Annotated in this window: 8 protein-coding genes; 6 read left to right on the top strand and 2 right to left on the bottom strand. The window is 47.6% G+C overall.

All coding sequences use genetic code 11. The features are described from left to right. Nucleotides 1–1,371 (top strand): hypothetical protein (locus DYP60_RS04355; RefSeq protein ID WP_206363102.1); only part of this gene is annotated, 1,371 nt, incomplete at its 5' end. 74 nt (nucleotides 1,372–1,445) lie between these two features. Here the strand turns inward: DYP60_RS04355 and DYP60_RS04350 are convergent. Both DYP60_RS04350 and DYP60_RS04340 read right to left on the bottom strand, forming a co-directional pair. Further along, nucleotides 1,446–3,341, bottom strand: a complete 1,896-nt coding sequence (locus DYP60_RS04350; RefSeq protein WP_117329659.1) for a phosphoenolpyruvate carboxykinase (GTP) — start codon at nucleotides 3,339–3,341, stop codon at nucleotides 1,446–1,448. 870 nt (nucleotides 3,342–4,211) lie between these two features. Beyond that, entirely contained in the window at nucleotides 4,212–4,811 is a 600-nt protein-coding gene (locus DYP60_RS04340; RefSeq protein ID WP_160525849.1) for a hypothetical protein, read from the bottom strand. A gap of 88 nt (nucleotides 4,812–4,899) precedes the next feature. On the opposite strand from DYP60_RS04340, the gene DYP60_RS04335 reads away from it, so the two are divergent. From DYP60_RS04335 to DYP60_RS04315, 5 genes are all read left to right on the top strand, one after another. Next, complete coding sequence (locus DYP60_RS04335) at nucleotides 4,900–6,063, top strand: GGDEF domain-containing protein (RefSeq protein ID WP_165849495.1); 1,164 nt, start codon at nucleotides 4,900–4,902, stop codon at nucleotides 6,061–6,063. A gap of 68 nt (nucleotides 6,064–6,131) precedes the next feature. Continuing rightward, complete coding sequence (locus DYP60_RS04330; protein WP_117329655.1) at nucleotides 6,132–7,097, top strand: D-2-hydroxyacid dehydrogenase; 966 nt, start codon at nucleotides 6,132–6,134, stop codon at nucleotides 7,095–7,097. 90 nt (nucleotides 7,098–7,187) lie between these two features. Next, a complete protein-coding gene (locus tag DYP60_RS04325; RefSeq protein ID WP_160525846.1) occupies nucleotides 7,188–8,258 on the top strand; it encodes an efflux RND transporter periplasmic adaptor subunit in 1,071 nt (356 codons plus the stop codon). Nucleotides 8,259–8,267: 9 nt separating this feature from the next. After that, nucleotides 8,268–11,384, top strand: coding sequence for an efflux RND transporter permease subunit (locus DYP60_RS04320; protein WP_117329653.1), 3,117 nt, complete (start codon nucleotides 8,268–8,270; stop codon nucleotides 11,382–11,384). Beyond that, nucleotides 11,381–12,712 (top strand): TolC family protein, encoded by a 1,332-nt coding sequence (locus tag DYP60_RS04315; RefSeq protein ID WP_117329652.1) that lies wholly within the window; start codon nucleotides 11,381–11,383, stop codon nucleotides 12,710–12,712. Before DYP60_RS04320 ends, DYP60_RS04315 begins: the two co-directional genes overlap by 4 nt. Nucleotides 12,713–12,760 lie beyond the last annotated feature (48 nt).

Below are 12,760 nucleotides of genomic sequence, written 5' to 3'. Positions count from 1 at the left end.
GAAAAAAACCACCCTGGGGTGGCTGGCGTGTGGTTTTTGGGTTATGGCTTAGATTATGCTGCTGTCAAAGTGTGGAAGAGAGCGGGTATCTTCATGCAACTATTCTATCATACCCGCTCCCACCAACCCTGTGGTATACTGAGAAAAACCGAGAAGCATCTCAGTACTGCTTGCAAAGAGACGGTTCACCTCTTGAGAAGGAGAACAGGATTCAAGCGTATGAAACAGCACAGAAACCCCACAATTCTCATCATACTACTCCTCATTGCCGGTTCTGCACTCTTTGCAGGACAAACCATCACTACCCGGCACTTCACCTTCACAGTCCCCGAATCCATGGAAGTGCAGGTAGCCGAGCTGAAAACGGTATTCTCCCTTCAGGCAAAACCAGGAGGAACCTATACCTATACGCTGCAACCCAAGGGTTTGAACACCATGCGATTACAACCTGCAAATGCTGCGCATAACACCATCACCTTGAAAGCGGAGCCATTGAGTAAGGAACGTGACAATGCAACCTTCCGGTCCCAGACACTTGCTTTCAGTCAGGAAGAACTTCTGAAGGCCTCAAAAGTGTTCGAGGAAGCAATCAGAAGGTCAGAGCTAGTGAGAACATGGTACGACCTTTCCACTACTGAAATCGATGGTATGTTCGCTTGGAAGTATGGCTATGAAACGCTGACAGGAGTTCTTACTGAGGTATACATCATCCATGCTGGAGATACCCTTATTTCCATCACCACGCGTTGTACGAAGGAAGAGCAGGCCATCTGGAAACCCATTTTCGAGGAATTCCTTGCTTCACAGATTACATTTCTGGATACCCTTAAACCGCAGGAAACTAAAGAGGTTCCTGTAGTTGAAGAAAAGAAGCCCGAATTGTATTCCTACCCGCTGTTTGGTTCAGCAGAGACCTTTTTTTGGGAGAAGGAACCTGACTGGAGAAGCAGCTCTTTCTACCTACCAGGCCAAGGTGGAAACAAGGTTTACACCATCAAGACATCCCCAGATACGTTGAAGGCAAAAGGATACTTCTGCAAGGTCTCTGCCATAGGAGGTCTCAAGTCCCTTCTCTCTTCCCCTATCTCATTGCAGAACTACCTGCTCCAATCGAAACGGGACATTGAGAGCCAGTTGGAGAATAATGCCAATCTCAAGGATCGAGCAGTTCATAGGAATGAGATCGACTATGAGAACCGCTTCTATGTGATCACCTACACCTATGCTCACCTCTATGGGGATGAGTCTATCCATGGAGCCATGATCGTGAAGGTCACCAAAGAAAACGTAATGGTGCAAGCAGAGGTTGAGTGGTTTGACCGTGGAGAAAATCTGGCAACAGCCATTATCGAATCAATCATAACTGAATGACAGCAATAACGGCACGCATGGAATTCCATACGTGCCGTCAATGATTTACTAATTTCTATACTATCTACAGGTAATTAACCCTTGAAAGCACCGGGAAGAATCAGATCACCATACTTTTCCTTGGCCTTGTTGATCTTTGCGATTGCTGCATCCCAGTAATCGAAGATCTCCTTGGGAGTATTCGGATCCATCTTCTTGTAGTAAGCCTTGGTCCTCTCGAGTTTATCAGTCCACTTGGTGCAGCGGAAGGTGAAGAGGTAGTCATACGTCTCCTTGGAGAAATCCTCATTGAGGTGTTCCTTGAAGAGAGCCTTCAAGTCCTCATAGTGGGGAATCTTCCCGGTAGGAGTATCATATGCTTCGTACTCACCGTGGATACGGCCTTCTGCCCAATGCAGCCACACCTTCTTGGCAAGCTTGCTGGTTACGAAATTGCCATCCTTACCACGCATGAAATAGTTGGTACTGAATATTTTTGGAGTAGCCTTTACACTTTCACCAAACTTGATGTTGTTCATGGTGTAAGAGCCCAGAGGATAAGAGACAAAGTCCATGTTTGCCATCGGGCTGGGGGTACGAACGCCTTCCTGTCCGAGGGTTGCACTGGTGGTCTCACTCTCCAGGGTAGCAGCCTTTATCAGGATACCATCCTTCCAGTTTGGTGATTCTTCAACAGGAACGGTGATGTCGCTATCGCGTCCACCATACAGGACACCTTCTACCTTGACGCCGTCCTTGGCTTCGAAGCCAGCTTTGTCGATGTTGTCGAGGTAGTCGAGGCGCATGGTGTAACGTGCATTACCATGAGCAACGCCAACTTCTTTGCCATTTGCGTCCTTGACACCCTTCTTCCACTCACCAAAGTGGTTGCGGCCTTCATCAGGAGCATCAACACCCATGCCAAGCCAGTAGGGCTTGTTGTCCTTGCCACGAAGGACGTTGGAGAAGATGACTTCCTGGTTGAGCATCAGGTTCTTAAAGATAACGGGATCATCCTGCTCGTTGACGTCCTTGATGATACCAAACATACCAAACTCGACGTTAACAGCACGGAACTCACCGTTGATGTTTCGGAAATAGGCAATGTCGTCACCAACGATCTGCTCGCCGGGGATCATGGCAGTGGAGGTCTTACCACAAGCGGATGGGTATGCACCACAGAAGTAGGTCTTGCGATTTTTCTTTTTGTCTACTACAGCCATGACAAACATGTGCTCACAAAGCCAGCCTTCCTGGCCGCTCTTGTTGATAGCAAGACGCATGGAATGCTTCTTCAATCCAACGGAGTTACCAGCATACTGGGCGTTCATGGAGTATACAATATTGTTCTGAGTGTCCATGTAGATTCTGCGGTTCTGCAGGTTTACCGAACAACCGTTCTCATCAAGCTCTCCAGCAGAGTGGATAAAGCGGAAGAAGTCATCCTTTTCTTCGTCCTTCATGTTGAGGAAATGGCTGTATGCAGTGCGGTACAGGATATTCTCGGAGTGAGCAACGTACCAGCTATCGGTGAACTGCACACAAGGAATGGTGAACGGGCTCTGGGTAGGACCTTCAGAGTAGAACAGCACCACTGCATCCTTGCCCCTCATAATTCCCTTTGCAATGCCCATAATCTCGCTCAAGCCTTCTTCATACTCGATGGAGTTAAGGGAAGCCATCTTATCCATGTTCTCTTTGTAAACCATGAAACGGGTGTTCTTCTTGTCACGAGCTTGGTCGCCGTATCCGTCCCAGTGAATGGTCTGCTTGGAGTTTGCAAGTGTGTGCTCCTCGCCTTTTGCAAGGGCCTGTTCTCTTACATACTGGGTGTCTTTTTCACTGTCATCACATACATAGATGGATTTGGGATCACAGTGCTCAGCGAAGGTTCCAACGAAGTCCATCACCTTTTCATTTTTCAAGGCTGCAAGCTTCTGGAAACTCTCTTCACTCATCTTCTCTTTTAGCAATGTTTCAAATTTATTCATATTTTCTCCCTATGGATAAGGTTATACCTAATCATCGCATGTATGGCTCAATTATTCAACCACACCGGCCTAAAAACGACGTTTCCATTGAAAAAAATCCCTGTTCTATTGTGATAGATAGTACATTACTTTGTGGTATATTTATCAAATCATCAACAATTCTTTATAATTATTCTGATTCCATCAGTTTTTTAATCTAAGCGATTTTTACGATTCATATAGCCAATAGCAGATATATCTGGGAATTTTTCCTCAAGAGTTTGTCTTATAAATACTTGTAAAGTATATCATATCAGGATTGTGATCCTTTGATAATCCAGAGGCCATCCCTGCCGGTATGCATTGCCTTCACACTACCACCAAGAGTGACACATCTGAAAGTTAGTCGACATGTCGACTAACTTTCAACTACACTCATTTACCCAGCTCGGTCAGAACACAAACCTTACAGGAAGCGGGCCGGTCTTACATACAACACGGTATCACTACTCGTGGGGGAAGTGGACTCGAAGGCAGGAGAAAAGTTTTGACTATACGCTTCAGTACCATTTAATTGTGTGGGAGTCCAATAGGAGGAATTCTCCTTGAAGGTGGAGAGAGGATTGTAGTGGTTGTGCAAGGTTTTCACCATTCTCATCAGTTTGTTGCTGCTTCTGCTCTCCTCATGCAACTTGAAGAACATGGGGATGCACTAGCAGGGTCCGCTACTGGGGTAACCATGGAGACAAACACCATGCAACTCGATACTTCGATAGTCCCAGTTGGAACCTCTCTGAAGTAAGGGTCGTGGTACAAGAACCACTACGCAGCGTATTCGAACAAGAGACGCTCACCCTCACGATCACCAGTCGTTCTCGTTGAGCTTGTTTCCTAGTGCCCACCTCGGTTGCAGTACTGAAGGAACAGTGCCCACTTTGCAGCAATCTCTGCCTTCCAGTCATACCCTCCCATATGAAGCTCATATGGTGCAAAATCCATGAACCAATCGTGGTATCTACTGTGGCAGTACCACGCAAACATGGCCAGCGCTTCATCGTCCAAGGAGAATGACTGCTCGGCGGCCCACTCACTGAGGGCGTTCTGCAGTAAACGGGAGCGGTAGAGGAGAGAAGAAACGTTCTCTCCCAAAATCTTTACACCTCTGGTTCTCTCACGGAAAAAATCGACGCAGATGGGTTGCAGGGTGTCATGGGCCAGAATCGAAGCTTGGTCCCAGTCATGAAACAGCTCATATTCCATCTCTGCTACCAGCGACACAAATTCTTGGAGTAGCTTCTCGTGGGAAGTGCTCCTCAAATCGAAGACTGTGCTATAAGCCTTGAGAAACCGCCGATAGGTCGGACGGGACAACAATTCTCTTGCGTCCTCTCTTGTCATCTCCATGGTTTGTACCTCGTGTGTCATGGTATGTCCTTCCCCGCTCACTGACAAGAGGAAAAACTTTCCAATCTTTTCCCTGCTTTCATCCATGCAACGGGTGACATCACCTTGTGAATACGATATAAGTAGGAAGGACGCCTATACCCTTTCCAACTATAACAATGAGGTAATAAAAACCATGAGTTCCGGTCGTATCCTGACATGGAAACATACACTCTTTCTCATCCTCTTGCTGATCATTGGCATCGCATTAACTTTTCCCGCGTTATATCTTCTTAAGCGTACCCAGACAGTACTGACTGAGGAAACCCAATCGAAAGCTGTAGACATTGCCCACACAGTCTCTTCATTCCTTGAGATGGATATTGGTAATTATCGTAAGCTTTCAGAAACAGAAAGCCTTACCGAAAAAAATGAACTATGGGATTACTACCAAAAAACCAATGGATTAATGCAGTCAATCAAAAAAAAGGCAGATGCTACTTTCATCTATACCATACGATATAGAGATGACCAAACTCTTGGATATGTACTCGATGGAGAAGACCCAGAAACTGACCTTTTCTCCCCACATGGCAGTACAGATGAGATGAATTCCATCGAACTCTTGGCCTTCCAGGCTGAACAACCCATGGCCAGTGATGTAATTAGGGCTCCAGGATGGGGTTTGTTCCTGACTGGATACAGCCCAATCATCGACAACAGAGATGGCACCATGGTGGGCCTGGTTGGTGTTGATTACTCTGCTGATTTTCTCTGGGAGCGGCTTAAACTCATTACTCGAATTCTTATTATCAGTTTTGGCTTGATTACCTTGGTCGCCAGCATCGCCATTGAAACGCTTATTATCATTGCCGATGAGAAAGCACACACCGATGAACTGACTAAACTCGGCAACAAGAGAGCCTTCAACCGTGCTTTGAAACACCTCCATTCCCAAGCAACCCGGTATAAGCGACCCTATGCACTTCTATTGCTCGATATAGATTTATTCAAGAACATTAATGATGAATATGGGCATCCGGTTGGCGACAAGGTATTGGTCGCCGTTGCCAAGGCCATTCTCTATGCATCTGATCAGGAGCAATTCTGTTTCCGCTATGGTGGCGATGAGTTTGCAGTACTCATACCACAAGCAGAAAACATGCAAGCACTGGGTGTGAAGCGAATGATTCAGGAAGAGGTGAGAAATATCATCATCCCAGAGCTTGGCACACAACGCTTTGCGGTAAGTATTGGATCTAAGGTTTGGAACAAAGAATCCAGTATTGAGGATATGATCAGTGAGGCTGATGTCAATCTATATAAGGAAAAACGCAACAGCGCATCCTCTCTCTCTTGAAAGATGCTTGCAATCCATCCCTATGCTCGGTATTGTATTAAAGTTGATACCACTAGAAAGGATACGTTATGAGAACCATTGAAATACTCTTTCTTACCAGCCCCCAATTCTGCCCTGATGAAACAGAGATTACCTTGCTCAAGGACCGCTACCCCCAAGTCTCTCTTACAGTCGTTGAAGCGAGAAGTTACACCATGGAGCAACTTGCAAAGGCCGAAATTGTAGTAGGGATGCCAAGACGTCGTGATCTGAAGGAAGCCAAGAACCTCCGCTGGTTCCAGACACCAAGCAGTGGTGTTACCCCCTATGTGGATACATCGTTGTATGTCCATAAGGATATCATTCTCACCAATGCAAAAGGAACCTATGGCAGGCAGATTGCTGACCATGTACTGGGCATGATCATTGCCTTCAACCATAATCTCCTGACCTATTATGACCAGATGAAAGAAAAACTCTGGCTTAGCCATTGGCCAACCAAGGACCTGTGGGACAGCACACTGCTCATCATCGGCTATGGGGATATTGGGAGTAACCTTGCCATGAGGGCAAAAGCTCATGCAATGCGTGTCATCGTGGTTAAAAGGACTCCGATGGAAGTGCCATCGCATGTTGATGCCGTCTACACCTCTGACTCCCTGGATGAGGTACTGCCCCAGGCAGACTATGTAGCAGTTTGTGCGGCAGCAACCCCCGATACAGAAAATCTGCTGGACAGGAAGAGACTTCTCCTTATGAAACAAGGCTCTATCCTGATCAATGTTGCCCGAGGCTCACTTGTCGATGAGATTGCTTTGGCTGAGCTTTTGGAAACTGGTCATATCGCTGCGGCAGGGCTGGACGTAACCCGGGAAGAACCCCTAGAGGAAGAGAGTCCACTATGGACACTCCCGAATGTCTTGATAACCCCACATGCAAGTGGGTTTTCCTTGAACGACCCACATTATGTTTTCTCACTGTTCCTTGAAAACCTGGGGCACTACCTTGGTGACGGCGAAATGAAGAATTTGGTGGATTTCTCAAGGAAGTACTGAGGCTCCCTCTTACATTGGCCATTGTATGTCTATTGATTACAGCTCTTGTCTATGGTAGCTTTTGCTCAGATTCACAGAGGAGCAAATACCTTGGGAAAACGGTTGTTTTTCGTTTTTTTTCGCTATTTCATTCTCTTGCTCGGTACAGCCATGATCGCCTACGGCATCATGCAGTTTTTGAGCAAGAGCCCTGAAGAGAAAACCCCAACTGCGGTTCCCGTCATCCTAGCAACACCAGAGTATGGGACTCTACAAGAGAGCATCTCTCTCAATGCCCACATCCAAAGCGACCACATGGTTGCTCTCCTCCCTTTGGTGAGCGGTGAGCTGGAAACCGTTTCTTTTGAGCTTGGCGATCGGGTCGAGAAGGACCAAGTACTGGCACAGATTGACAGCGAAGCCTATGAACAGCAACGTGCGCAAGCAGCTTCAGCGAAAGAAGTAGCCCAAACGACCTTCATGCGCATTGAGCGTCTCTTCCAGGCGAAGGCAGTGAGTGAGCAGGCCTATGAAGAAGCAAAGGCAAACAGGGATGCCACTAGGGCGCAGTGGGAACTGGCAGAATTGCAGATGAAGAATACGGCTATCAAGGCCCCGATAGCTGGGACGGTTATCCAAAAGTATGCCTCCCAGGGAAATATTGCTTCCCCAGAACAACCCATCGCCCTAATCGCCGACCAGGAGGCATTGAGTGTAAAGGCTCATATTCCTGCGTATTATTTTGACATCATCCAAGCACAGAAAGATCAGTTAGCAATACATGTACGTCGCACAGATGCCTCGGGTAATGTACATTCAGCCAAAGCAAGCCTCCAAGCAGTCGCTCCCTCCATTGATCCTTCTTCAAATACTTTTTCATTGATCTGTACACTCCAAGAGCAAAATGGCACATTCGTGCCAGGAATGGCCGTAACGATTCAAATCATCTACAACCAACTTGAGGGGGTATATCTCCTCAAGCAGGAAGACCGTACTGTCGGCGGCGCCTTCTATCTGTATGATGAAGAAACAAAGACTGCTCGCTATGAGAACATTACCATCATCGCAGAGAATGACTTCCTTGTTGCCATCGACCCTGCCTACAAGGATGCATCCTTCATCGTAGGAGGACAGCATACGGTGTTAGATGGGCAGCCAGTCTCCGTCCAGCAGACCAGGTAGGGGTAGCTGATGAAAATTTCCCACTTTGCTGTACGACACCCCGCAGTCATCGGAATGCTCCTCATCGCCTTGATCGCTTTCGGGCTGTATGCCTTGACTGGTCTGAATGTTGAATTCATGGCTGATATCAGCCTACCCACCGTGGAAGTCCTTGCAGTATATCCAGGGGCAGGCGCTGAAGATGTGGAGCGGGATGTATCCAAGGTGTTGGAAGAGCAATTTGTTACACTCCCTGATTTCAAGAGTATCGAGTCAACCAGTAGCAACTCTTTTTCCTGGGTAACCATCACCTTCCGCGACGGTGTGGACCCGTACGACATGCTTGGAGAAATCCGTAACCGCATCAGGCAGATGGAAGATGAGCTTCCAGACAATCTTGAGGGAGAACCAGTAGCAATTGTGGGAAATGCCACCATGATTCCTGTCATGATGTTCAGTGTGGATGCAGGAGAAGATATCACCCATCTCTCCTCCTATGTGGAAGACACACTCGTCCCAAGAATTACCCGAATCCAGGGAGTAGCAGAGGTGACAGTTACCGGCATGCAGTCCCAGGAAGTGCGAGTTACAGTAAGAGCTGAGGACCTGGCAGCAAGAGGCATCTCCATGGTGCAGGTGTATCAAGTGCTCCAATATGCCAACATGCGCCTCCCTGTAGGAGACGCAGTATGGCATGGTGGCAGTGCAAACCTCCGCTACGATGGTAGTCTGGGTTCTCTCTCACAGCTGAAGGACCTACCCATTGGGGCAACAGAGGACGGGACGGTAATCAGGCTGGGCCATGTGGCAGATATTGCCTTTAAAACAGCAGAAATGGAAACATATGCCGATGCCAACCAAGTGCCACGGGTCGTGGTTTCAGTTACCAAGCGAAGCGATGGGAATACCCTCTCCATTGTACGAGAAATCAAAAAGGTCCTCGCTGAAGCTGAAGAGGAGACAGCTGCCTCATTCCAAATACTCAGTGATGACAGCAAGAACATAATTGCCTCCTTGATGAAGGTTTCCCAATCAGGATTGCTCGGCATACTCATGGCAATCTTTGTCATCTTTCTGTTCCTGAGCGACACAAGAGCGACCGTTACCATTGCTCTTTCCGTCCCACTCAGTATTCTCTTTACCTTCATCGGCATGCGTCTTACTGGAGTTACCATCAACCTTATGAGCCTCTCTGGGATTGTTGTTGCCCTGGGCATGGTAGTCGACGGTTCCATCGTCATGCTTGAACAGGTCATGCGTTTGCACAAACAACACAACTTATCGAGTGAGGAAGCCATCTTCCGGGGTGCTGACTTGGTGGGTTCCCCCATTCTCGCATCCACCACCACGACACTTGCTGTCTTTATCCCACTCTCGTTGCTCTCTGGAATTATAGGCTCGATTCTCCGAGATGTCTCCCTTGCCTTGATACTTGCCCTCATTGCAAGCCTCTTGGTTGCATTGGTAGTTGTCCCCTTCATCCTTCGCTTGGTATTGAGAGTACCAGAAAAGGTAAGAAAGAGAGAACCACGCTTCTCCAGAATGCTGGAGAACCTTGAAGGTGGGTATCGAAAGGCTTTGGCTTGGAGCCTTACCAATCGAAAATTCATCCTGGTTCTCTCTCTCATTGCACTTGCATTGGCCCTCATGGCTGGAAGCATATTGGGACAGACGTTCATCCCGTCAACTGATAACGGTGATTTCAATATTGATCTCACGTTTCCCCAAAGCTACACGTTGGAGCAGACCAGGGAGCGTGCTCTTGAAGCCCAAGCCTTGGTTAGTTCCCATGTGCCAGAGATTGAGTCAATTGTACTGTTCTCCGGACAGGCTTCAGGTATGGGATTCCCCTCCCCAAACGAAGCAAGCATCCGGGTGGTCCTTGTGCCGACCAAGGAGCGGGAACGAAGCATCCACGAGATTATCAAGGAGGTGCAGTACCTGCTCTCTTCCTCCATCGTCGATGCTACAGTCAACACCACAAATGGGGGGTTTGATGCTCTGGTCGGCTATGTATCTGATGGCGGTGGCTATGGTTTGAAACTTGTCGGTGAAGATATGGAACTTCTTTTTGAGACTGCCGAGTCACTAAGGCAGGTACTGCAAGAAGATCCCGAGGTACTCGTAGCCAATGTTGATACCAGTTATGATGCAAACACCTTGGTCATGGATATGTCCCACCAGCTTATGAGCAATCTTGGGGTGAACAGCAGTGAGGCAGGGCTGACTGCCCGTCTTCTGTTCCAAGGAATGGAAGTAGGGAATCTTACCAATGCTGGGGGAACACGGTATCCGATCAGGCTGGAGTCAGACTTGAAAAATCTTCCCATTACCAGCTCCACTCTCCTCTCTGCCCAAGTCCCATCATCCACTGGAGAGCTTATCAGCTTTGCAAGCTTGGCAGAGTTGCGAAGAGAGCAGGCAGTGAGCCGAATTGTCCGGGAGGACAGAGAGAAAACGGTAACCGTCTCTGCTACCCTTGTCAGTGAAGATACCAAAGGAGTGTCCTCAAGGATGCAGGACTATCTTGACAAGAACCCTCTACCAGAAGGGATAAAGACAGCAAGTGGAGGTTTGACGGAACTCATCGCTGATTCCATTGAACCGATGGCCACAGCCCTCATTATTGCAGTCTTCCTCGTATACACAGTAATGGTTATCCAATTCGAACGATTCCGCCAGCCATTGATTGTCATGGTTTCCATTCCTTTCAGTTTGATTGGAGTAATTCTTGGTCTCTTGATTTTTGGTTCATCAATCTCCTTGATCAGTTTCATGGCCATCATTGCACTCGGCGGTATCGTGGTAAATAATGGAATCATCCTCATTGATTCCATCAATGTACTGAGAGAAGAGCATGCGTATAAGGGGGAAGAGAATTTGGAAGATTTACGTACAAGTGTGGCCGATGGTGGGGCCAGCCGTCTCCGCCCTATCTTGATGACCACCCTTACCACGATGCTCGGGGTAATCCCCATGGCATTCGCAACAGGGGAAGGGGCCGCCATCTATGCTCCACTTGGGCAAGCGATAGCAGGGGGGTTGCTCAGCTCCACCTCAATCACCCTCTTTATCATACCAATCCTGTACTATATGACTGAACGAAGGATCATCCTGAAGAAACAGGCCAAGAGGGACAGCAAATGAGAAAAAGAACTTTCCTCTTATGCATTATTCTTATCTCCCTCTTACTCCCTCTCTTTGGTGCCATTCCAGGGAATCTTGAACTCACTGTATTGGAGGAAGAAATCAATCAAGCCATCTTGGATGTTCGTGATGCGAAAGCCTCCCGTTGGCCTACCATTGAACTGGAGATCAACGGTTCCTGGATGGAAAATCCACCTATAGGACCTATTACAGTAAGCTCAGATGAGCTTGCACCAGCCTTTGGATTGCCTGCCCCTCCAATTACAAACTACATTACCGTGTATGATGGCATGGAATCGACCTTATATGACTTTAGCCTAAACATCACCCAGCCACTCTTCACCTGGGGAAAAATCAATGCATCGGTGGAAGCGCAGGAAGCCATTGCTGATGCTAAGTTTCAAGAGCGTAGGAACAGAGAGCAAGAGCTCTCAGTGGAGATTGCCACCAGGGCGGTAACGCTTACTGAATTGGAAGCAATCACACAGTTGCTGGAACAACAATATGACCTTGGAAGGGAGTTGGTCTCTCTTTCTAGAGAGGCTGTTGCCTCGGGAATGATGCTGGAATTGGAACAACTTGAAACAGAGTTGAAACTGCAGGACATTGAGCTTGCTCTCCTGGAAAGTAAATACTCCAGCACGGAACAGACACTCAAGCTGCACTCCTTGACCAGCAATCGTGACTTTTCTGCCTATACATACAATGAAAAGGCGATCAAGGAGCTGTTGCGTGTTCCTCTGGAAACACTGGTAGACGAATCGTTATCTCCGAGACACGCCTCCCTACAAGCACTTACCGCTTTGAAAAAGGCTACACAAGCAGCTGAGAAGTTGGCAAAAGGCTCCTTCTATGGCAAACCTGATCTTGCTTTGGTGGTGTCAGCAGGATACAGCGGACCGCGGTTTCCCTTTGTAGAGACCGACTGGTATGGTCAAGACGACTATGATTTTACGATTTCAGTAGGGCTCAAGACCACCCTCTTTGACGGAGGAAAAATCGCTAACTCCATCAAAAGAGCTAAAAGTCAGGAGCAGACAGCTACCATCGAGTTGCAGCAAGCGAGAGAACGTATCGCCCAAGAGGTACAAGAGCAGTATGTATTCTTGAAGACAGCCATACAGAAAATTGATTTGGAACAGAGGAAGCAGATTACTCTACAACGCCGTATCGAAACAAATGAAGAGCTCTATCACAGCGGTTATGGCAACCAACAAGAAGTGATCCAGGCAAAGATGAATCTGCTCTCTTCCCGTATTGCTGAACATCAATTGAAGATAGAAGCTTGGAGTGCCTTCCAGACATTACAATATCTCACAAGGAATTAGACCCTTGAAATCTTATTGTTTTTCTTGCTATTTCCTAATCCCATTTTC

The organism is Sphaerochaeta halotolerans (assembly GCF_003429665.1).
GTDB classification, from domain to species: Bacteria; Spirochaetota; Spirochaetia; order Sphaerochaetales; family Sphaerochaetaceae; genus Sphaerochaeta; species Sphaerochaeta halotolerans.
Note: the sequence above shows the minus strand (reverse complement) of the source record. Positions and strands in the feature narration are given on the sequence as shown.